Raw genomic sequence first — 22,240 nt, forward strand, 5'->3', positions numbered from 1 at the left:
AAGTTCGTTAATGGATAGACGACTACATTTGCACTATGTTACTTTATTTAACATTACTTAACATCTTTTTAACATAATGAAGAAAAAAACATTAGTTCTTGGAGCTTCTTTGAAGACAGAGCGATATTCTAATATTGCTGTAAATAGATTAAGAACATATAATCACGAGGTTAAGGCCTTTGGACTTAGGGAAGGGACGGTTAGCGATGTGATTATTGATACAGAGTTATTACCTTACCAAGGTATAGATACGGTAACTTTGTACTTAAATCCAAAACGACAAGAAGCTTATTACGATTATATTGTTGGGTTAAAACCTGAGCGCGTTATTTTTAATCCAGGAACCGAGAATCCCAAATTTTATAACATCTTGAAAAAAAGCAATATAGATTATGAAGTGGCTTGTACTTTAGTTCTTCTAGCGACTGGTCAGTATTGAAGCTGATAAGGAATTATGAGTTATTCTTTATAAGAATAGAGCTTTAATTCGTTATCATTACTCAGAATTATCACTAGGTTTTTAGTCTTCATTTTAATAGTTTCAATTTGTTTTATTTGCCCATTAAAAGGTTGCATACCATAATTTGAAACAGGTTGATAATTAGATTCATCTTTAACCAGAAGTCCTTTTAAAGCATTGTATGATCCATGATAGGTATTAACTTTATATGAATTTCCACCTATGAGTAATTGTGAATTTCCGTCAATTTCTATGTCAGAAAACGTATTAATTGGAGCCAATTGAAATGCATCTGGAAATTCGACAAATTCAGTGAATTTACCATTATCATTTTTTAGATAACCTGAAGCCAGCGTATGTGCTTCAAATTTCTCTGCTAGTCCAATAGATCCTTTAGTTATAACCTCTTCAATAGTTTTACCAGCATAACTTTTATGATCAACGTAGATTTTATTTATCACATTCATCTGTCCTGCCATCTCGTCCTTAGAGTTTAAAGGATAATATTTTCCTCCTTTGTTATAAGCAATAAGTGTTTCATTTTTACCATTCTTGTCAAAATCTGAATGATACTTTGCTAAAGGGCCATCAAAGTTAAGGTTGAACTTGGTATTAAGTCCCCAATTTCCCAATAAAACATCTTTGTCGCCATCCTTATCAATATCAAATGTTGAAATAGATTGCCATAGACCATTCATATTTTCTGGTAGATTTATTAACTGTAAATTACCATTGTTATTAATATAAAATTTTGGAGCATCCCATTCTGTAGTAACCAACAAATCTTTAATGTTATCACCATTTATATCTTCCCATTTGGCAGAGGTTACCTGAGAAAGTAACTCAAAATCTTGAGTTTTTGAAAAATTACCTTTTCCATCATTATCTAAAACATATGAGTTTACAGGTTGTCCGGAATCATTTGCATTAGCCAGATTGCCGACAAACAAATCTATATCTCCATCCTTGTCATAGTCATAAGCATTAACTGTTGCAGTTACTAATGCGTTTAAAGGAATTTGTTTTTGAGAACGAATAAATTTTCCGTTTTCATTAATGTAGAGACGATCTTCTTGGAATTTTTTAGCTTTAGTTTTGTTGATACCAGAAGCAACATATAAGTCTAAATCACCATCGTTATCTGCATCAAAAAATTCAGCATCATTATCTTCAAAAATAGCATCGTTTTCAATTTCTGAAATATTCATTTCTGTGAAACCAACGCCACTATTCATAAATATATATGATTCCTCTCCTGATGCGCTTCCAATAAAAATATCATCAAAGCCATTACTATCAATATCTGCTTTGGCAATCGCTGGACCCAAAGTCGAAATTTTATAAGGAATTAATTTCTCTTCTTTAAAATCATTATAATTATCTTCAACATGAGTAAACTCAAAGAGATTTTCTTTCTTAAAAATTGGTTTAGCTTTAGCAATATTGTCGTAATTGTAAGTGTTATTTCCTTCAGAGTAAGTCACAGTTAGAACATCATTTATCTTCGGGTTTTTAAGTGTTTGAAATTCATTATTTGGCCAGATAATCTGAATGGAATCAATTGCTGTTGCATCATCAATTCCAAAATACAATTTACTGTCTAGAGAAGATAAGAAACCTCTAGACTTAAACAATTGCTTCAATTGATGTTTTCCGTTATTATAAACAATAGCTTTAAGACCAATACCTTCTTTATTTGCTCCTTTATATTCAAAATCTAAAGCAATATAATTTTTTGTGCTGTCAGTAGTATTTTTATATATACCGGCCGTTTCGCCAAAATTATTGGTTACTAAATCCAAATCACCATCTAAGTCGAGATCTACATAAATTGCTCCGTTAGAAAGATTAGGCACATTCTCTATCCAATCACCTGTTTTATTTTTAAACGTTTTAGAATTACCTTCAAAAATTTCATTAGTCACTTTACCACTAGTCATTTCTCCAATAGAATTAAACAACCATGCTAATCCATCTTTTTCTGAGCGTCCTCTAAATGCACTAGACACATATTTTTTAAAGTCTAATCCGTTAGGGCGCCTTAAAATTCCGTTAGAAATAAATAAATCTTGGTGACCATCGTTATTAAAATCTGCAAATAATGGAGCCCAACTCCAATCTGTATCCGCAACTTTGTTTAATAGAGCTGTTTCATGAAAGTAGCCTCCAGAATTATTAATCTGTAGCATGTTTCTAGAATATTGATCTTTATAACCTAATTTCTTTAGTTGAGTTTGCATGTTTAGCATAGCATCATCTCCTTCGGTCTCCTTCAAAATACGCTCACTTTTAGGTAACATATCTAAAGTCATAATATCCTGATAGCCATCACCATTGATATCTGCAGCATCACTTCCCATTGAGAATCTACTCATAGTAGTAAATGCATCTGCAAGACTTTCTGTAAATGTACCATCTTGGTTGTTGAGATAGTAATAATCGTCTTCATGGAAATCATTACACACATAGATGTCGTCCCAACCATCGTTATTAAAATCTGCTACTGAAGCACTTAATCCATAGCCATTAACTCCACCAAAAATATTTGCCATTTCACTGACATCAGTGAAGTTTCCGTTGTTGTTATTTAGTAAAACGTCACCGACTAATGGTGCCCTCTTATGTCTTAATTCGGCTTTTCCATGAGATAGTGTGGTATGTACAGCATGGTTTACGATATAAATATCTAGGTCGTCATCTTTATCGTAATCGAAAAAGTAAGCTTGCGTAGAATACCCTTTAAAGTCTAGTCCATAGTCTTTTGCTTTTTCAGTGAATGTTCCGTCTCCATTATTAATAAAAAGTTCATTGTGTCCTTCAAAATCTAAAAGACCAGAAACTGCACACACATAGATATCTAATAATCCGTCATTATTAATATCTACCATTGTAACTCCTGTGTTCCAGCTTGAGTTACCAGAGATATTAGCTGTCTTAGAAACGTCTTCAAATTGTAAATTGCCTTTGTTTAGATACAATTTGTTGTCTCCCATGTTAGATACAAAATACAAATCAGTAAGGCCGTCATTGTTAACATCTCCTGAGGCAACTCCACCACCATTGTAATAGTAAATGTAATTGATAATGCTATGCTCAGCATCTTCAGAAACTATATTTGAAAAATTGACACCAGTAACGTCCTCTGATAATTTATTAAGAACATAATTAGGCGTATGGGTTACATTTTCTGCATCGTCAGAACAGGCTAGCAATAGAAGTATTACAACCAGAGTAAGGGATATTTTTTTCATTTGTGCGATGGTTAGTCAACCAAACAAAAATAACCATTTTTTAACAAACCTTTAACTAAAGTAATTATGCTTCAATTTTTATAATCTAGTGATCTAGAATTAAAATACCCTGTAATACTAAGGTTATTTTTATAAACTATTTACTATCAGTTAGATGAGCTCTTTTTTCTAATTAGTAGTAAGCCCAAAAAGGTAATCAAACCATTAAGTGGAAGAATTTCCCAATGGAATTTATAAGTTCCAATTATTGATTCAGGTAATGAAGTAATCATAAAACTTAAGACAATTGACAGTAAAGCCACAATCCACGCATATTTGTCTTTTATTTCATATTTGGTTAAAATGCCGAATGCAAATAATCCAAGCAAAGGACCATATGTGAAAGTTGCAAATTTAAAGAGGTTGCTGACGACGTTTCCTTCGAGCATATTAAACAGAATAACGACTAATATCAATAAAACTGAAACAGCTATATGCACTTTTTTTCGCAACGGCTTTTGTTGGTCTTTTGGACGATTTTCAATATTTAAAAAATCTACACTAAATGATGTTGTTAAAGATGTTAAAGCACTATCTGCGCTAGAATAAGCGGCTGCAATTAATCCAATAATAAAAGTAATAGCTAATGCAGAGCCTAATTCTTGATTCATAGCAATTTCGGGAAATAACAAATCTGTTCTTGTTCTTCCATCTAAAACAGGAATATTAACGTTAAATTTTTCCGAATAGATAAATAATAAAGCACCTAAAGATAGGAACACAAAATTGACAAAAATGAGCAATGTCGCCATGCTAAAGATATTTTTCTTTGCTTCTTTTTGATTTTTGCAAGTTAGATTTTTTTGCATCATGTCTTGATCTAAACCAGTCATAGCAATAGCTATAAAAAATCCACCTATAAAATATTTCCAGAAATAAGTTTTAGCATTGGGATCATCAAAAAAGAAAATTTGTCCTTTTGCTTTAAATTCTGAAGAGCTTAAAAATTCAAAATAAGACCATTCTAACTTTGCATTTATTAAATAAATAGCTACTCCAACAGAAGTTAACATGGCTAGTGTCTGCAGAGTATCTGTCCAAACAATAGTCTTAATGCCACCTCGGTTTGTATATAACCATATTAATAAAATGGAAATGACAACGGTTAACCAAAAAGGTACTCCTATTTGCTCAAAAACAATATACTGCATAGCAAGAGCTACTAAAAATAATCTAAAAGAGGCACCAGTTACTCTAGAAAGTAAAAAGAAAAAGGCTCCTGTTTTGTAACTGATATAGCCAAAACGTTGTTCTAAATATTGATATATCGAAGTAACATTTAATTTGTAATAAATCGGAATTAGAACAGCTAAGATAAATAGATAGCCAACAAAGAATCCAAGGACACCTTGCATGTACGCAAATTGTTCTCCACCAATCATTCCTGGAACAGATATAAAGGTAACACCGGAAAGTGATGCGCCAATCATACCGAATGCTACAATATACCAAGGTGACTGTCTTTTCGCCTTAAAGAATACATCATTGCTATCGTCTTTACCTGTGAAATACGAAATTATCACTAGCAAAGCGAAATAACCAGCAATCAAGATTAATATCGAAGTTGGACTCATAAGAACACTTTTTAACAAAAAAATTTTATGAAAAATAGTACTTTTGAAAAAAAAAGCTACCTAAAATCCCATTTTTATGAAAAAGACACTTTTATTGATTGTGTTAGGAACGATCGTTTTTAATGTATATAGTCAAGATTATCGCGAATTGATTACTGATGGAAATTATACTGTAGATTATATATCTCGAGTTGCAGAACAGCATTTTGATTCAATCGGGAGAGGACGAGGTACAGGTTTTAAAATATTTAAACGCTGGCAATATTTTGCAGAGCGCGCAATGGATGAAACGGGTAAATTAAAGTCGCCACAGTTTTATTACAACGAATTACAAAATTATAATGCTGAAGAAAATATTGAGGGTTTAGCGTCGAGAACAACCGTTGGCACTTGGGAAGAAATGGGTCCAACATACTGGGATGCCACTTCAGGTTGGAATCCAGGTGTCGGCAGAATTACTTCTATTGCTGTAGATGAAAATAATTTAGATCATATAATTGTTGGTAGCGAAACAGGAGGGGTTTGGAAAAGTATAGATGGAGGATTAACTTGGACAGTTCTTACGGACAATCTTGCTAATATAGATGTTTATTCGCTTACTATTGATCCTTCAAATAGTAATATATATTATTGGGGTTCAACAGGTGGAACGATTTTTAAATCTAATAATGGCGGATCTACGTGGTCTCTTCATGCCGATTTATCTGGTGGTGGCATAGTGAACAAAATTTTAATCGATCCTACCAATACATCTAAAATGTATACTAGTATTCAAGGAAACGGTTTGTATAAATCAGTTGATGGTGGTGCTTCTTGGAGTTCAATTTTTTTTGTGTCTACAAATACAGGTTATGATTTTGAATTTAAACCAAATGATCCAAATGTTATCTATGCTTCGGGTAGTGAGTTTTATATTTCTACTAATGGTGGAACAAGTTTCTTGAAGATAACAGGATCGGGAGCTGACGAATTTTCTAATGGACCAAAAATGATAGGCGTTTCGGAGAGTAATCCTAGTGTTGTCTATGTTTTAGAAGCTGATGGTGGAATCTTTGGTGGACTTTATGTGTCAAATGATGGTGGTAATACCTTTACAAAGCAAAGTCATGACATAAATTACTTTGGATATGCTACTGATGGCGACGATAATTTGGGTCAAGCTCCAAGAGATATGGACATTACTGTTAATCCGAATGATTTTAATGATGTGCATATTGCAGGTATTAATACCTGGAGATCAACAGACGGAGGAGAGAGCTTTAACATAACTTCACAATGGGTTCCTAATAATGCTTCTAATTTGGGTATAGGATATTGCCATGCCGATGTAGACTTATTACATTTTGCTGGTAGTGGATCTGATGCAAAACTTTATGTAGGAACAGACGGTGGTATATTCAGGGCGGATGACCCAATAACAGTTAACTCTGATTATTATACTGATTTAACACCAGGATTGGGAATAAGGCAATTTTACAGAATAGGTGTTAGTCAAACAGATCCCGTAGTAATTACGGGAGGATCGCAAGATAACGGAACATCCACACTGAGAGAAGATGGTAATTGGACGGATTGGCTTGGTGCTGATGGAATGGAAGGCTTTGTAGATAAAAATGACCCTACAATAATGTACGGAACCACACAATTTGGATCCTTAAATAAAACACAGTATAATTCTTCAGATAGCGACTTATCTAATTTGACACAACCAGATGACAAGGGTGGAGATTCTAATTGGAACTGGGTAGTCCCGTTTGAGCAAGACCCAATAGTGCAAAATACAATTTATGTTGCCTTTGATGAAATTTATAAATCAATTGATTCTGGTGATAGTTGGATATCTATTTCTCCTAATTTTGTAACTGACATAGATCATTTTAAAATCGCACCAAGTAACAATCAAATCATGTATTGTGCTATTAATGGTGTATTGAGAAATACTTTAGATGGAGGCAGTACATGGACTATTGTGCCTTTAGGTCTTACCGGAAATACCAGAATCAATGAAATTGCAATACACCCAACTGATTCTAATAAAGTTGCAGTAGCTACAACGAATAGTGAAAAGGTGTATATGAGTTCAGACGGTGGACTAACATGGTCGTCGATGAGATATGATTTACCCAATTTTATGGCGCAAGCCTTAGCTTGGCAAAATAATGGTAAAGATGGTCTCTACGTCGGTATGAATTATGGTGTTTATTATATAGATAACGATTCAGAAAACTCATGGTCTGCCTTTAATAATGGGTTACCAAATGTTAGAATTAACGAATTAGAAATTAATGAAGTAGACGGAAAATTATATGCCGCGACTTATGGTAGAGGATTATGGAGATCTAGTCTATACGGTTCAAGCTTAAATATTAAAGATTTTGAGTTGAATGATTTTAACATGTATCCAAATCCCACAACGAATGAGGTAAATCTTAAATGGGATAATTCAGAAGAGGTCAGTGTAAGAATCTTCAATACTCAAGGTAAAATAGTATTCTATGGTAAGAAAATCAATTTGTTAAACGCACATGGAATTGATGTATCTTCGTTTGATTCAGGTGTTTATTTTGTAAAATTGAATAGTACAAAAGGGGAAATCACTAAAAAACTTATTTTAAAATAGTAATACAATTTTAGACATTAAAAAGTCCGATTATAACTCAATTATAACCGGACTTTTTAATGTCTAAAATTCAGTACCTTCGCAATTATGGAATTTTCATCTAAACTCTTAGAAAATGCAGTTAACGAAATGTCGCAATTACCTGGTATAGGTAAGCGTACAGCTCTACGTTTGGTTTTACATTTATTAAGACAACCAGAAAATCAAACCTTTCAATTAGCAGATGCATTATCAAAGGTGAGAGCTGAAATTAATTTCTGTAAATCTTGCCATAATATAAGCGATAAGGTGTTATGTGAAATTTGTGAAAACCCAAATAGAAATAGCGAATTAATATGTGTAGTTGAGGATATTAGAGATGTGATGGCTGTAGAAAACACAAGTTCTTTTAAAGGACTGTATCATGTTTTAGGCGGGAAAATTTCACCTATGGACGGCATTGGTCCTCAAGATTTAAATATTAATTCTTTAGTTGAAAAAGTGAAATTAGGTCAAGTAAAAGAACTAATTTTTGCGATGAGTCCAACGATGGAAGGTGATACGACTAACTTCTACATTTTTAGACAAATTCAAGATTACAATGTAGCAACGTCTACGATAGCTAGAGGTGTTGCAGCAGGAAATGAATTAGAATATACAGATGAAATTACATTAGGTCGGAGCATCATAGATCGTGTTCCTTTTGAAGCTTCTTTAAAATCTTGATGAAACTGTGAAGCTATCTGTAGTTATACTTAATTATAATGTGCGTTACTTTTTAGAACTATGTCTAAAGAGTGTCGAAAAAGCGATAGAAACTATTGACGCCGAAATCATAGTTATTGACAACAACTCGCCAGATGATAGCTGCAAAATGATTAGTGAGTTATTTCCTTCAGTTAAGTTAATTGAGAATAAGGAAAATTTAGGATTTTCTAAAGGAAATAACATTGGTGTAGCACATACTAAAGGCGAATATTTATGTATTCTGAATCCAGATACAGTAGTTGCCGAAGACACATTTACAAAACTCATTGCTTTTGCAGCTACTAAAGAAAATGTTGGTATTGTTGGTTGTGAGCTCATTGATGGTAAAGGTGAATTTCTTCCAGAAAGCAAACGAAATATTCCAAGCCCAGAAGTATCTTTAAAAAAGATACTTGGAAATGATAAAGACTACTATGCCAATCAGTTAGCAATAGACTCTAAAGGTAAAGTTGAAGTGTTAGTTGGCGCATTTATGTTTCTCAAAAAGGAAGTTTATGAAGCAGTTAACGGATTTGACGAAGACTATTTTATGTATGGAGAAGATATCGATTTGTCTTATAAAGTATTAAAAGCTGGCTACGATAACTATTATTTTGGTGAAACTACCGTAATTCATTTTAAAGGAGAAAGCACTTTAAAAGATGCTAAATATGCAAAACGCTTTTATGGTGCTATGCAGATATTCTATAAAAAACATTTTAAGAGTCATATATTATTCAACATGGCAGTTTGGTTAGCTATTAAGCTAGCATATAGTCTTAGAAAGCGCCCAAATTCAATAAAAGTAACATGGCAAAACATAGTGATTTATTCTAATGAAGTAGAAGAATCCTTAAAAACACAATTATCAAAGCCTGTAGCTATTCGAACCAAAATTAAAGACACTATACCAGACAACACTATGGTTATCTACGATTTAAGTATATTGAAAACACAGGATGTTATTGAGGATATGAAGAAAAAATCTAAACAAGAAAATATAGTTTTTAGATTATTACCGAAAAACAGTAAATTTATCCTCGGAAGCGATAGTGCTGTTGCGAGAGGCGAAATAATACGTTTTTTATAGAGTTATATTTGAATTAAAACCAATAAAATATCGCTTTTTTTAGTAATTTTGCAACCGATTACAGAATAAAGACCTTCAAATTATAAATATGGCAAAGTTTGAACTTAAGTTACCTAAAATGGGAGAGAGTGTTGCGGAAGCGACTATAACCTCATGGCTTAAAGATGTAGGAGATACTATTGAATCTGATGAAGCCGTTTTAGAAATAGCAACAGATAAAGTAGATAGTGAAGTTCCAAGTGAAGTTGATGGTGTTTTGGTAGAAAAGCTATTCAATGTAGATGATGTTGTACAAGTCGGACAAACCCTTGCAGTGATTGAAATAGAAGGTGGAGATACTGTTGAGGTAAAAGCTGCAGAGCCAGAACCAGCTGCTGAGCTAGAAGCTCCTAAAGCAGTTGCTGAAGTTGCTCAAACTGTTGTCGCTGCAAAAACTTCGGTGGAACCTGTAATTTCTTCAGAAGATCGTTTTTATTCTCCATTAGTAAAAAATATAGCAAAACAAGAAGGTATTTCTCAAAGCGAACTCGATGCTATTCCTGGAACAGGAAAAGATAATCGTGTTACAAAGAATGATATAAAAGCCTATCTAGAATCTCGTGGTGCTTCACCAGTTCAGACAACTGAACCAGTTTTGGCTAAAGTTGAAGTTCCTAAAACAGAACCTGTTATTAAGCAAAAAACAGTTGCAAAAGCTCCAGTTAAGCATACCGAGGAAAAAGCTATAGAAAAACCAATAAGTACTTCTGGTGATGATGAAATTATTGAAATGAGTCGAATGGGTAAACTCATTTCTAAGTATATGGTAGATTCTATACAGACATCTGCACATGTACAGTCATTTATAGAAGCAGATGTGACTGCGATTTGGAATTGGAGAAAGAAAGTTAAGGAGGATTTTATGACTCGAGAAGGCGAAAATTTAACCTTTACTCCAATCTTTATGGAAGCGGTTACAAAAGCTTTAAAAGAATTCCCAATGATGAATATCTCTGTTCAAGGAGATTCTATCATCAAAAAGAGAGCTATTAATGTAGGTATGGCTGCTGCTTTACCAGATGGTAATCTAATTGTGCCAGTAATTAAAAATGCAGATCAGTTAAATTTATTTGGTATGGCAAAACGTGTTAACGATTTAGCGACGCGTGCCAGAGAGAATAAATTAGCTCCAGATGATATACAAGGAGGTACATATACTGTAACTAACGTAGGTACGTTTGGCAGTATTATGGGAACACCGATTATTAACCAACCTCAAGTTGGTATTTTAGCTTTAGGTGCCATTAGAAAAGTGCCTGCGGTTATTGAAGGTCCAGAAGGTGATTATATTGGTATTCGCTATAGAATGTTCTTGTCGCATTCTTACGACCACAGAGTAGTCAATGGTGCGCTTGGTGGCCAGTTTGTAAAATATGTAAAAGACTATTTAGAGTCGTGGGATTCTAGTCGAGAGATATAAATTCCTGTGGAAGCAGGAATCTCATTATACAAAAGCGAAAAGCACAGTTATATAACTGTGCTTTTTTTTATTTTTTAAGAGTTTCGTTTAACGTTTGAGATGAGTCCGTTTTAATGACTTATATCAAACGTTAAACGAAGTTAGCTTTTAAAATTTACAAAGTCAAGTCAGCTTTTTTATTACAACTAAGGCTATTCTACATATTCTATTTATCTTTGATTTTCAAAACAAAAACAATGCAACTCAACCTAACAAAGCCTATCTGTTTTTTCGATTTAGAAACTACAGGAATCAACATTTCAAAAGACAGAATAGTAGAAATATCAATACTTAAAGTTCATCCTAATGGTAAGGAAGATACTAAAACTTGGGTTGTTAACCCTGAGATGCCAATTCCTGCTGAGGTGACGGCTATACATGGTATATCAGATGCAGATGTTGCAGACAAACCGACCTTTAAAGAATTATCTAAGGAAATTTATAATATGATAAAGGATTCAGATCTGGGTGGTTTTAACTCTAATCGTTTTGATATTCCTTTATTAGCAGAAGAAATGCTTAGAGCAGACATAGATTTTGATATGAAAGGAAGACAATCTGTAGATGTTCAGACTATTTTTCATAAAATGGAGCAAAGAACTTTAGTAGCTGCTTATAAATTCTATTGTGACAAGGATTTAAGTGATGCGCATAGTGCAGAAGCGGATACCAAAGCGACATACGAAGTCCTAAAAGCGCAGATATCTAAATACGAAGAACTAGAAAATGATACCAAATTCTTAGCAGAATTTAGCTCACGAAAAAAGTTTGCTGACTTCGCAGGGTTTTTAATCTTTAATAAAGAAGGTGAAGAGTGTTTCTCATTCGGTAAACACAAAGGAAAAAAGGTGGTTGATGTTATGGAAAAAGAACCAGGTTATTTTGGTTGGTTGCTTAATGCAGATTTTCCTTTATATACTAAAAAAGTGTTAACTGCTATAAAGTTGCGTCAGTTTAATAATAAATTGAGCTAACAAATTCCTGCGAAAGCAGGAATCTTATTCTTCGATTTATGAAATTTCTGTTCTTTCTAATACCATTTGTAGTCTTTTCTCAAGAAAAAATTGCAAAAGGGTTGGTTCTAGATAAAGTTACTAAAGAACCTATTCCATATGTTAATATTTCAATTCTCGATTCTCAAATAGGAACATCGAGTGATGAAGATGGCAATTATTCTTTAACTATCGAAGATGCTGATTTAAATAAAAGAGTAAACTTATCATCATTAGGTTACCAGGACACAACTTTGGTAATTTCTAAATTTTTAAAAATTGAGAAAATATCGCTTCAACCGTTGGTAGAACAATTAGATGAAGTTGTGATTTCTGAAAAGTTTGAAAATGATTTTTTAGAGATTAATCCGATAAGAAAAAAAGATATTTTAGGAGGTTTTGGAGGCTTTAAAAATCATCCATATATTTTCGCACTGTATATTCCATTTGAAGTTTCTTACCAAAAAACAGAATATTTAAATCAAGTAAAAATTCATTTGAATAAGAAAGATTTAGGACGTAAATCGATGCCATCAAAGTCGAGGTTGCGTCTATACTCTGTTGGTATTGATAGTTTTCCTGGTAAAGATTTAATAACTAAAAGTTTAATAATTGAAACTACAAAAAAGCAGAGGGAAGTTATTGTGGATGTTTCCGAGTATGATATTGTCTTTCCGGAAAGTGGAATTTTTGTAGCTTTAGAATGGTTACATATTCCTTTTAATGCTTATAATTTTACCTATACTAAAGGTAAAGGTATAACTAAAAAAAAGTATACAGAAATAAGATATGCACCAAGACTTTCATGGCAAAAACGAAAGGATGAAGACTATCGTTTAGCTGTTTTTACACAAGGCCAATGGCTTCAATTTAAAATGCCTCATGTTAAGGAAAATGACTATTTAATTCCCGCAATATCCTTAACTTTGTCAAATTAAATGGCTGTTGCCATTCCGCACTGTCCCACTGTGCGTAGTCGAAGTGTGATGCGGAATCCACAATAAAAATTAAAAATTTAATTAATAAGATTCCTGCCTTCGCAGGAAATGAATATGAAACTAATCTGCATAGGTCGCAATTACACAGACCATATTAAAGAACTAGAAAACGAAAAACCAACAGATCCTGTGGTCTTTCTAAAACCTGACACTTCAATTTTGTTAAAGAAACAACCGTTTTTTATTCCAGATTTTTCAGGTGATGTACATCACGAGGTTGAAGTATTAGTGAAAATCAAAAAAGTAGGGAAGCACATCGATAAAAAATTTGCACACAAATATTATGACGAAATAGGACTTGGTATTGATTTTACAGCACGCGATCTCCAAGCGCAGCTTAAAGCCAAAGGCTTGCCTTGGGAAAAAGCTAAAGCCTTTGATGGTGCTGCAGTAATAGGGAATTGGTTACCAAAGACTCAATTTGAAGATCTTAATAAGATTAACTTCAGTTTAAAGAAAAATGATGAGGTGGTTCAACAAGGAAACACAGAATTGATGCTATGGAAAATTGATGAACTTATAGAATATGTGTCAAAATATTTTACTTTAAAAATTGGAGATATTATATTTACAGGAACTCCAGCAGGAGTTGGTAAGGTTTTTGCAGAAGATAGACTAACAGGATATATTGAAAACGAGGAATTGTTTTCTATAAAAATAAAATAAATGCCAGAATATTATAAACTACATCGCGTACGCGAAATGGCCGATAACGATGAGGATTTTGTTGCAGCTTTAGCGGCAGCTTTTTTAGAAGAAGTGCCAGAAGATGCAGAGCGTTTGAGAACGGCTGTGCCAGCAAAAGACTATAAAGAAGTTTATCAAGCAGCACACAAAATGAAACCTACAATAGATTTATTTGAGCTAGGTGTTTTAGATAGACTCATCGAAGTACAAGATTGGGGAAAATTTGAACAGACGGATAAAAGTGTTGATGCACAGCTTCAAACCGTTCTTACGGCAGTAGAAAATGCAATCAACGAGATTCGTTCAGACTTTAGCTTGTAAAGCTATTTAATTGCTAGTATTTCTTTAGACATATGCATTGTTACAAGCATATGAGGTACATCGACAGTCTCAGCAATTTTTAAATCACCAGCTAAGGAGCATAAGGCATATGCTTCTTCTTCACTTAAATTATGTTCGTCCATTAAATATCGTACCATGTAGAGTGTTGCTTTTTTTGCAGCAATATCCAAAGAAGTGCCAAAGCCTGTAGTGGCATAGTAGTCATCGGTTTCGTAGTGAGGTTCCTTAATAGTTTTACCTTTAATTAATTCAATTTTATAAACGACTCTTAAAGGAACTTCTATAGCAGTTCCACAAACTTCACCTTTTCCTTGGACTGCGTGACCATCTCCTATAGAGAATAAACCGCCTTCAACAAATACGGGGAAATAAATAGAGGTTCCAGCTGTCATATGTGGGTCATCCATATTCCCTCCATTAGCCCTTGGAGGAATGGTAGATAGAAGCTCTGAGTTTGGTGGTGCAACTCCCATCACGCCAGGAAAAGGATTTAGTTTCAGTGTTATAGAATCATTGAATTTAACTTGTGTTTTATCATCTTTTAAATTATAAATTCTTAAATATTCACCTTTTATCGAATCTGCAACGAAACTAAAACCAGGATAGATAGAATTCCAACCCCAATCTCCAACGTCAACAGTATGTAAGGTGACCTTTAAAACATCACCAGGTTTGGCACCTTCAACAAAAACGGGACCTGTTAAGGGATGAATAGGCTCAAAGTCAAGAGTCTTTAAATCTTCAACCGTAGAATTTAAATCAAACTGTTCATCACTAGCATCTTCAGTATACGCTTCAATAATAGCTCCAGATTTTACTGTGAGAATTGGTGGAATTGAACTGCTAAATTTATTATGCGTTTGATCTTTGGTGAGGGTGAAATCTGGTTCTAAGCTGTTTTTAACTTCAAGAACAGTTTCGGTTTTAGCTTCCTTTTTTTCTTGACATTGAAATAACAATATAAAACAAAGTAAAAAAGTTCCTAAAGATTTAAAAGTATGTTGGTTGATCATAATTACTAAAATTTAAAATAATTGTCCCTTAAATTAATAAATAAAATACGATATAGCCTTAACTTTGATTTTTAATTAAAAACCGAGAGCCATTGACTGCTGAAATTATTACTATTGGAGATGAAATCCTTATTGGTCAGATTGTAGACACTAATTCAGCATTTCTTGCTAAAGAATTCAATAAAATTGGTGTTTCCGTATTTCAGATCACATCAGTTCAAGATGAAAAAGCACATATCTTAAAAGCACTTAAGGAAGCCGAAGAAAATGCAGATATTATAATCATTACTGGCGGACTAGGTCCTACTAAAGACGATATTACCAAACGTACTTTGTGTCATTATTTTAATGATACTTTAGTGGAAGACAAAGCGGTGCTGGCTAATGTTGAACAGTTATTTTCAAAGTATAATATACCACTTTTAGATGTTAATAAGCATCAAGCTCTAGTGCCCTCTAAAGCAAAGGTGTTAATGAATAAATATGGCACTGCTCCAGGAATGTGGATGGACAAGAAAGGAAAGGTATTTGTGTCGCTTCCGGGTGTTCCTTACGAGATGAAGGCTTTAATTTTAGACCAAGTTATTCCTAAGCTTAGAGACCAATTTAAGTTTCCGTTTATAATGCACAAAACTATATTAACCTATGGTTTGGGTGAAAGTTCATTAGCAGAACGTATTGAAGCTTGGGAAGATAATTTGCCAAGTTTTATAAAGTTAGCGTATTTACCTAGTTTAGGAAGAGTAAGATTGAGATTATCGGGAAAAGCTATGGATAAAGTCATAGTTAAAGCCGAAATAGAAAAGCAAGTTGCCTTATTGTTACCTCAAATAGAAGATGTTTTTGTAGGTTTTGAAGAAGATAAGTCTATTGAAGCCGTAATTGGCGTGCAACTAACAAAAATGGGAAAGACTTTATCTATCGCAGAGAGTTGTACAGGAGGAAACATAGCACAAGCATTTACAGCTAATCCAGGAGCTTCTAAATACTTTAAAGGGAGTATTGTGAGTTATGCCACAGAATCTAAAATAAATATTTTAAATGTTTCTGAAGGTGATATTAAGACCAATTCTGTAGTAAGTAAAGAAGTCGCGGAATCGATGGCAAAAAATGTACGTATGTTATTCAATAGCGACTATGCTATAAGTACTACAGGTAACGCAGGACCATCTAAGGGAGATTCAGATGCAGAAGTTGGTACGGTTTGGATAGCTATAGCAACAAAAGATGAGGTGTATTCAGAAGTTTTTAACTTTGGAAATCATAGAGAAAAAGTAACTACGAAAGCAAAAAATAAAGCCCTTGAAATGCTTCAAAAAGAAATTAAAAAAAAGTAGATATATATTTTTGCTAAACCTCAAAGTTTTATTAAATTTGCACCCTGTTTTAAAATAACCATTTTTCGGATGTATTATAAACAGAAAAAAATAATAGACCTAAAGAAAGAATACAATGTCAAGAGTTTGTGAACTTACAGGGAAAAAAGCGATGGTTGGAAACAACGTTTCTCACGCTATGAATAAAACAAAACGCAAGTTTAATGCTAATTTAGTTAAAAAGCGTTTTTTCATTCCTGAAGAAGATAAGTGGGTAACATTAAAAGTTTCTACATCTGCATTAAAGACTATCAATAAAATTGGTATATCTGCAGCAATAAAAGAAGCTAGAGCAAAAGGATTTTACAAATAATAGCGTACGCTAAAGTCAATTTATAATGGCAAAGAAAGGAAATAGAATACAAGTTATCTTAGAGTGCACAGAGCACAAAGCTTCTGGTCAACCAGGAACTTCTAGATATATTACAACTAAGAATAAAAAGAATACGCCAGACCGTATGGAGATTAAAAAATTTAATCCTATCCTTAAGCGTATGACAGTTCATAAAGAAATTAAATAACTAACAGACATGGCAAAGAAATCAGTAGCATCTTTACAGACAGGATCAAAGCGTTTGACAAAAGCGATAAAAATGGTGAAATCACCAAAAACTGGAGCTTACATGTTCGTAGAATCAGTAATGGCACCAGAATTTGTCAATGACTTTTTAAACAAGAAATAATCTTTATTTATATATAGATTTAGTAAACTGCTTTCATTTGAAAGCAGTTTTTTTATGGCTATATTTGATTATTAGTATTCATCAAAGCTGAACCTTCAAAGCGAAACCTATGAGTAATTTATCAAATATTAAATCTGAAATAGAGAAATATGCCAATGAAGTTAATTTAACTGAACTACAAATTGTAAAGAAACTTGAAGATCATTATTTTAATAAAAAAATAAATGAGAATTTAAAGCTTTATAAAAAACGAAAGAAAAAAGTTAGTGATATTACAAAAGATCTTAAAATATCTCCTCGAAAATTTTATGCGATTTTAGAAAAAAAGAAAATAGCACATAAAAAATATAAAAAAGAAGACATAACATTAGATGTATAAAGTGATGTGTTTAAAAAAATTAAACTTTATTATTTCATATATGACATCTTAGCAGCAGACCTTTTAAGGCAGGATTGTTGCAATTAGTTAAGCAAATACAAATTAAATGAGTTTTTTTAAAAAAATATTTTCTTCTGAAAAGAAAGAAACCCTAGATAAAGGTTTAGAGAAATCTAAATCCTCTTTTTTCAATAAATTAAATAAAGCTGTTGCTGGAAAATCTAAAGTAGATGATGATGTTTTAGATAATCTTGAAGAAATCTTAGTGACCAGTGATGTTGGTGTTAATACTACCCTAAAAGTCATCGAACGTATTGAAGAACGTGTTGCAAAGGATAAATATTTAGGAACTTCAGAACTAAATCAGATTCTAAGGGAGGAAATTGCAGCGTTACTTTCAGAAACTAAATCTGGCGAAGAAACAGAATACACTATTCCTGAGTTGCCTGCACAAGAGGATGGTTCTAAAACACCATATGTACTTATGGTGGTTGGTGTTAACGGAGTTGGTAAAACCACTACCATTGGTAAATTGGCTTATCAGTTTAAAAAGAAAGGTCTCAAGGTTGTTCTTGGTGCTGCCGATACATTTAGAGCTGCTGCAATAGACCAATTACAAGTTTGGGCAGATCGTGTAGATGTTCCAATGATAAAACAAGAAATGGGATCTGATCCTGCTTCTGTAGCTTTTGATGCTTTACAATCTGGTGTTAACCAAGATGCTGATGTTATTATCATTGATACAGCAGGTCGTTTGCATAATAAAGTGAACTTAATGAATGAGCTCACAAAAGTAAAACGAGTGATGCAAAAGGTTGTAGATAATTCACCACACGATGTATTATTAGTGTTAGATGGTTCTACAGGGCAAAACGCTTTTGAGCAAGCGAAACAATTTACTGCAGCAACCGAAGTGACCTCTTTAGCTGTTACTAAATTAGACGGAACGGCAAAAGGTGGAGTAGTAATTGGAATAAGTGACCAATTTCAAATCCCTGTTAAATATATTGGAGTAGGTGAAGGTATCGAAGATTTACAAGTCTTTAATAAGTATGAATTTGTGGATTCTTTTTTTAAGTAATTAAATTCCTTCATTGACAGGGGTTTGATTAAACATAATATTGGAATTATCTTCTGTATTAAATAAATATTTTAATCAGAAACAGTAACTGTCCTTAGAACATATTCACTATGAACGTCATTACCACAATTTGACCGAAGATATACATCGTAAATACCCGATGATAAATTATTTATTTCTTTGTAGATAAACTGGCCATTGCTCCCCCCAAATATAGTCCCAGTCCCAATTTCAAATCCAGTTTCGCCATATTCTATTTCAGTCGTTGCATTGTCATTAAGGTTACTGTATTCAATAGAAATAGTGTTTGGCATATCGCTAGTGACAAATTCGACATCTACTATATCACAAGTAATATCAGTAGTAAAAAAAATAGGGCCAATATAAATACTAGAAGTGCCATCTGTACAAACACTTCTGACATATATACGATATGTTGTGTCTTGTAAAAGGTTGTAATTATTAGGATTAAAATCATATCCAACTAATGTAGCATTGTTATTTGGTATGGTTATGATAGTAGCTTGATTAAACGGAACATCTACTTCTACAACTGCTAACTCATAATTTAGCACATCGTCAGAGTTCCCTATGATAGACCATTGAAGTTCGTGTGTTCCATCTACAGAAGTATTAAGTATCTGTAAATCCATTGGTATTGAGCAGCCATCATTTTGTGTTGTAAAAGTATAAGGGCCTTCAAAATTTGGTAAAGAATTGGAGTCAAGACAAATGCCTCTGACATAAAAATCAAATTCAGTTCCAGAAGGAAGATTATCTAAATCATAACTTGTGTCAGTCGTAGATACTAAAGTTCCTTGTCCTAAATTAAATCCTGAAATTCCATATTCAATATCAAACGATTCATGATATACAAATTGTTGATTAGCATCCCAAGATAGCGTTGCGCTATTTTGGGTAATATTATCAGCAAATAAATTACTTATGTCTCCATCATTACATCCTGATCTTAGACAGCGAAAAAAAACAGGTTCTGACCATTCACTATAATTGTTATCATCGCAATTTGTTCTTACATTAACAACAAGCTCTGTATTCATTATTATTCTATCGAGAGTAATATTGGTATCTGTTGTGTATATCTGAAAAAAAATAGTCTCATCATCTATATCTTCTTCAGCAAATCTCATATCTATTTCATATGTGGCATTATCATAAATTGAAGACCAATTTAAAGTAATCACACAACCAGAAGTATTGCCTGCCATAATATTTGATACAGATAAATTGGTTGGTACCGAGCAAAGATCTAGGATTGTGAAACTAAAAGGACCTCCCCAACTACTGTAAGTATTATTAAAATTAGTCCTAAGATAATAGTCATAAGTTGTGCTACTCTCTAAATTTGTTAACGTTATTTGATTACTGTCTGTGGTAAGGAGATTACCTGATCCTTGATTGAATCCAGATTCTTTATATTCTATTTCATATGTGCTATTCTCCTGCCCAGAATCCCAGTTTATTATAACTGAATTGCTTGTAATAGATGTATTAGATATATTAGTTGGTGGATTGATATTTGTGTTATTGTCATCATCGGTACAACCAGAACTCAGACAAGCTAAGAATAGAATTAAAAAAAACTTTTTCATATTGGTTAAAAATATATAAATTAAAGCTAAAGGAAATATTTTATCTGACCAAAAAAAGTAGATTAAATGTATTTTGAGTTATTTTAAAGAGTTCAAAGCTATTTTCATTTCGTATTTTTATAAAAAATACTAACCATGCGTAATTTCTTTTTTCTAATAGCTTTCATTTTTATATGTTCATGTAAAAACTCTAAATTATCAGAGACTAAAACACCAGATGTAGATTCTGAAACTAATGAAGCATCTTCAGACTTAAGTGCAATTTCTACCAAAGATTTCCGAGAATTTAAAGTCTTAGATTCTAAAAACTTAACTAAGGCAGAAATCTGGGAAGCTATAAACCCGCAATTAGCTGATTTTACAGAAGCAGATTACAGTCGCCTAAAACCTTTTGTTTTAGAACAGGATATTACTACACTTCAAAATAATAGAAGAGGTAGCAAATTTACCTATGTAGAATTAACTAAGTTCTATTTATATCGTATACGAAAGTTTGATAGAGAAAATGAATTATCATTAAACTCAGTAATTGCTATCAATCCTAATGTTATTGAGCAAGCAAAAATTAAGGATAGAGATTTTATAAATAAGAAATGGAAGCATCCTATATTCGGAATGCCAATCCTTTTAAAGGATAATGTAAACGCATTAGATATGGCGACTACAGCCGGAGCAGTCGCTTTAAAAGATAATTTTACCGAAGATGCGTTTATAGTTGATAAATTAAAATCTAATGGTGCTTTGATTTTAGGAAAAGCCAACCTTAGTGAATGGGCCTATTTCTTTTGTGGCGATTGTCCTAGTGGTTATTCTGCTATTGGTGGACAAACCCTAAATCCTTATGGAAGACGAATTATTGATACTGGTGGTTCGAGCTCTGGAAGCGGTGTTTCTGTAGCAGCTAATTTCTGCGTTGCTGCAATCGGAAGTGAGACAGCAGGTTCTATTTTATCACCTGCTAGTCAGAATTCTACTGTAGGTTTAAAACCAACTATAGGATTAGTAAGTCGAAGTGGCATAGTACCTATTTCGTCTACCTTAGATACTGCTGGCCCAATTACAAAAACAGTTACTGACAATGCTATTCTGCTCGATGCTATTTATGGTTATGACAAATCGGATTCAAAATCTATGACTATAGAAAACTCTGAAACTTATTATGGTATGTCTTCGACTAACGCTTTAGCAGGAAAACGTTTTGGAGCACCAAAGCGATTACTTACAGATACGTTATATTCTAACGCATTAAAAGTATTAAAAGAACAAGGAGCTGAGATTGTAGAAATCGATGAAGAACAGGTTGGTCTCCCAAATTTCTTACGTCTTTTAAATCTAGATATGAAAAAAGATTTACCAACTTACATAGAAGGTTATGCTAACAAAAATATTGATTTGAGAACAGTTTCTGATGTGATGGATTTTAATTTAAAAGACTCTTTAAAAACTATGCCTTATGGCCAGAGTTTATTTAAAGGTATTGCAAATGATAGAGGAGATGCTCGTTATTTAGAGCGTATAAAAGATACTTTAAGTACCAATGGAAAGCAATACTTTGATAATCCTATGAAAACTCATAATCTCGATGGTTTCTTATCCATTAATAATTACCATGCCGCTTTTGCGGCAGTGGCTGAGTATCCTGCATTAACGGTTCCGATGGGTTACGCAGGAAATGGTGCACCAAAAGGTTTAACTTTTATAGCTAAGCCACTTCAGGAAAAACAATTGTTAGAATGGGCTTATGTTTACGAACAGGCTTCTAAAATGCGTATAGCACCAAAAAATTATAATTAAGAACTTCACCAATCTAAATTTATA

20 protein-coding genes are annotated in these 22,240 nt (G+C 33.0%); 16 read left to right on the forward strand and 4 right to left on the reverse strand.

All coding sequences use genetic code 11. The features are described 5' to 3' along the window. Positions 1-76: 76 nt before the first annotated feature. Positions 77-439, forward strand: coding sequence for a CoA-binding protein (locus SJY34_RS00205; RefSeq protein WP_400077781.1), 363 nt, complete (start codon positions 77-79; stop codon positions 437-439). A gap of 20 nt (positions 440-459) precedes the next feature. Here the strand turns inward: SJY34_RS00205 and SJY34_RS00210 are convergent, their stop codons facing one another. Together SJY34_RS00210 and SJY34_RS00215 are read right to left on the reverse strand one after the other, a co-directional pair. Further along, positions 460-3,711 (reverse strand): VCBS repeat-containing protein, encoded by a 3,252-nt coding sequence (locus tag SJY34_RS00210; protein ID WP_400077783.1) that lies wholly within the window; start codon positions 3,709-3,711, stop codon positions 460-462. Between the two features lie 146 nt (positions 3,712-3,857). After that, positions 3,858-5,324: a sodium:solute symporter gene (locus SJY34_RS00215; RefSeq protein WP_400077785.1), complete on the reverse strand. Its 1,467-nt coding sequence runs from the start codon at positions 5,322-5,324 to the stop codon at positions 3,858-3,860. 76 nt (positions 5,325-5,400) lie between these two features. Between SJY34_RS00215 and SJY34_RS00220 the strand changes: the two genes are divergently transcribed. The 8 genes from SJY34_RS00220 to SJY34_RS00255 all read left to right on the forward strand — a co-directional run bounded on the left by SJY34_RS00220 (position 5,401) and on the right by SJY34_RS00255 (position 14,256). Next, positions 5,401-7,944, forward strand: a complete 2,544-nt coding sequence (locus SJY34_RS00220) for a VPS10 domain-containing protein (protein ID WP_400077787.1) — start codon at positions 5,401-5,403, stop codon at positions 7,942-7,944. Positions 7,945-8,031: 87 nt separating this feature from the next. Then, positions 8,032-8,649: a recombination mediator RecR gene (gene recR / locus SJY34_RS00225; RefSeq protein WP_400077788.1), complete on the forward strand. Its 618-nt coding sequence runs from the start codon at positions 8,032-8,034 to the stop codon at positions 8,647-8,649. A 7-nt stretch (positions 8,650-8,656) separates the two neighbouring features. Next, the gene (locus tag SJY34_RS00230) at positions 8,657-9,760 is read left to right on the forward strand and encodes a glycosyltransferase family 2 protein (protein WP_400077790.1); all 1,104 of its coding nucleotides are present in this window, start codon (positions 8,657-8,659) and stop codon (positions 9,758-9,760) included. A gap of 88 nt (positions 9,761-9,848) precedes the next feature. Next, positions 9,849-11,219, forward strand: a complete 1,371-nt coding sequence (locus SJY34_RS00235; protein ID WP_400077792.1) for a dihydrolipoamide acetyltransferase family protein — start codon at positions 9,849-9,851, stop codon at positions 11,217-11,219. Between the two features lie 236 nt (positions 11,220-11,455). After that, positions 11,456-12,232 (forward strand): exonuclease domain-containing protein, encoded by a 777-nt coding sequence (locus SJY34_RS00240; protein WP_400077794.1) that lies wholly within the window; start codon positions 11,456-11,458, stop codon positions 12,230-12,232. A gap of 38 nt (positions 12,233-12,270) precedes the next feature. Next, the gene (locus SJY34_RS00245; protein WP_400077796.1) at positions 12,271-13,188 is read left to right on the forward strand and encodes a carboxypeptidase-like regulatory domain-containing protein; all 918 of its coding nucleotides are present in this window, start codon (positions 12,271-12,273) and stop codon (positions 13,186-13,188) included. A gap of 114 nt (positions 13,189-13,302) precedes the next feature. Then, complete coding sequence (locus SJY34_RS00250; protein WP_400077798.1) at positions 13,303-13,914, forward strand: fumarylacetoacetate hydrolase family protein; 612 nt, start codon at positions 13,303-13,305, stop codon at positions 13,912-13,914. Beyond that, entirely contained in the window at positions 13,915-14,256 is a 342-nt protein-coding gene (locus SJY34_RS00255; RefSeq protein ID WP_400077800.1) for an Hpt domain-containing protein, read from the forward strand. 2 nt (positions 14,257-14,258) lie between these two features. Here SJY34_RS00255 and SJY34_RS00260 read toward each other — a convergent pair whose 3' ends face one another. Then, complete coding sequence (locus SJY34_RS00260) at positions 14,259-15,290, reverse strand: acetamidase/formamidase family protein (RefSeq protein WP_400077802.1); 1,032 nt, start codon at positions 15,288-15,290, stop codon at positions 14,259-14,261. 92 nt (positions 15,291-15,382) lie between these two features. Between SJY34_RS00260 and SJY34_RS00265 the strand changes: the two genes are divergently transcribed. The 6 genes from SJY34_RS00265 (at position 15,383) to ftsY (ending at position 18,809) form a co-directional block, all read left to right on the forward strand. After that, positions 15,383-16,627, forward strand: coding sequence for a competence/damage-inducible protein A (locus SJY34_RS00265; protein WP_400077803.1), 1,245 nt, complete (start codon positions 15,383-15,385; stop codon positions 16,625-16,627). Between the two features lie 115 nt (positions 16,628-16,742). Continuing rightward, positions 16,743-16,979, forward strand: coding sequence for a 50S ribosomal protein L28 (gene rpmB, locus SJY34_RS00270; RefSeq protein ID WP_400077805.1), 237 nt, complete (start codon positions 16,743-16,745; stop codon positions 16,977-16,979). Between the two features lie 25 nt (positions 16,980-17,004). Beyond that, a complete protein-coding gene (gene rpmG / locus SJY34_RS00275; protein ID WP_008271040.1) occupies positions 17,005-17,187 on the forward strand; it encodes a 50S ribosomal protein L33 in 183 nt (60 codons plus the stop codon). A 9-nt stretch (positions 17,188-17,196) separates the two neighbouring features. Further along, on the forward strand, positions 17,197-17,349 hold the full coding sequence (locus SJY34_RS00280; RefSeq protein WP_008271041.1) for a DUF4295 domain-containing protein: 153 nt from the start codon (positions 17,197-17,199) through the stop codon (positions 17,347-17,349). 109 nt (positions 17,350-17,458) lie between these two features. Beyond that, positions 17,459-17,728 (forward strand): hypothetical protein, encoded by a 270-nt coding sequence (locus tag SJY34_RS00285; RefSeq protein ID WP_400077808.1) that lies wholly within the window; start codon positions 17,459-17,461, stop codon positions 17,726-17,728. Between the two features lie 106 nt (positions 17,729-17,834). Next, positions 17,835-18,809 carry a signal recognition particle-docking protein FtsY gene (gene ftsY / locus SJY34_RS00290; RefSeq protein WP_400077810.1) on the forward strand — a complete coding sequence of 325 codons (975 nt, stop codon included), beginning with the start codon at positions 17,835-17,837 and terminating at the stop codon, positions 18,807-18,809. A 71-nt stretch (positions 18,810-18,880) separates the two neighbouring features. Here the strand turns inward: ftsY and SJY34_RS00295 are convergent, their stop codons facing one another. Beyond that, complete coding sequence (locus SJY34_RS00295; RefSeq protein ID WP_400077812.1) at positions 18,881-20,422, reverse strand: fibronectin type III domain-containing protein; 1,542 nt, start codon at positions 20,420-20,422, stop codon at positions 18,881-18,883. 135 nt (positions 20,423-20,557) lie between these two features. On the opposite strand from SJY34_RS00295, the gene SJY34_RS00300 reads away from it, so the two are divergent. Continuing rightward, on the forward strand, positions 20,558-22,216 hold the full coding sequence (locus SJY34_RS00300) for an amidase family protein (protein ID WP_400077814.1): 1,659 nt from the start codon (positions 20,558-20,560) through the stop codon (positions 22,214-22,216). Positions 22,217-22,240: the final 24 nt, after the last annotated feature.

It is taken from the genome of Winogradskyella sp. R77965, assembly GCF_044594915.1.
Taxonomy (GTDB): Bacteria; Bacteroidota; Bacteroidia; order Flavobacteriales; family Flavobacteriaceae; genus Winogradskyella.

Coding starts and splice junctions, on each gene's coding strand:
- SJY34_RS00220 (WP_400077787.1), top strand. CDS start 5,401: ATGAAAAAGACACTTTTATTGATTGTGTTAGGAACGATCGTTTTTAAT.
- SJY34_RS00300 (WP_400077814.1), top strand. CDS start 20,558: ATGCGTAATTTCTTTTTTCTAATAGCTTTCATTTTTATATGTTCATGT.
- SJY34_RS00240 (WP_400077794.1), top strand. CDS start 11,456: ATGCAACTCAACCTAACAAAGCCTATCTGTTTTTTCGATTTAGAAACT.
- ftsY (WP_400077810.1), top strand. CDS start 17,835: ATGAGTTTTTTTAAAAAAATATTTTCTTCTGAAAAGAAAGAAACCCTA.
- recR (WP_400077788.1), top strand. CDS start 8,032: ATGGAATTTTCATCTAAACTCTTAGAAAATGCAGTTAACGAAATGTCG.
- SJY34_RS00250 (WP_400077798.1), top strand. CDS start 13,303: ATGAAACTAATCTGCATAGGTCGCAATTACACAGACCATATTAAAGAA.
- SJY34_RS00205 (WP_400077781.1), top strand. CDS start 77: ATGAAGAAAAAAACATTAGTTCTTGGAGCTTCTTTGAAGACAGAGCGA.
- SJY34_RS00295 (WP_400077812.1), bottom strand. CDS start 20,422: ATGAAAAAGTTTTTTTTAATTCTATTCTTAGCTTGTCTGAGTTCTGGT.
- rpmG (WP_008271040.1), top strand. CDS start 17,005: ATGGCAAAGAAAGGAAATAGAATACAAGTTATCTTAGAGTGCACAGAG.
- SJY34_RS00255 (WP_400077800.1), top strand. CDS start 13,915: ATGCCAGAATATTATAAACTACATCGCGTACGCGAAATGGCCGATAAC.
- SJY34_RS00260 (WP_400077802.1), bottom strand. CDS start 15,290: ATGATCAACCAACATACTTTTAAATCTTTAGGAACTTTTTTACTTTGT.
- SJY34_RS00215 (WP_400077785.1), bottom strand. CDS start 5,324: ATGAGTCCAACTTCGATATTAATCTTGATTGCTGGTTATTTCGCTTTG.
- rpmB (WP_400077805.1), top strand. CDS start 16,743: ATGTCAAGAGTTTGTGAACTTACAGGGAAAAAAGCGATGGTTGGAAAC.
- SJY34_RS00245 (WP_400077796.1), top strand. CDS start 12,271: ATGAAATTTCTGTTCTTTCTAATACCATTTGTAGTCTTTTCTCAAGAA.
- SJY34_RS00235 (WP_400077792.1), top strand. CDS start 9,849: ATGGCAAAGTTTGAACTTAAGTTACCTAAAATGGGAGAGAGTGTTGCG.
- SJY34_RS00280 (WP_008271041.1), top strand. CDS start 17,197: ATGGCAAAGAAATCAGTAGCATCTTTACAGACAGGATCAAAGCGTTTG.
- SJY34_RS00285 (WP_400077808.1), top strand. CDS start 17,459: ATGAGTAATTTATCAAATATTAAATCTGAAATAGAGAAATATGCCAAT.
- SJY34_RS00210 (WP_400077783.1), bottom strand. CDS start 3,711: ATGAAAAAAATATCCCTTACTCTGGTTGTAATACTTCTATTGCTAGCC.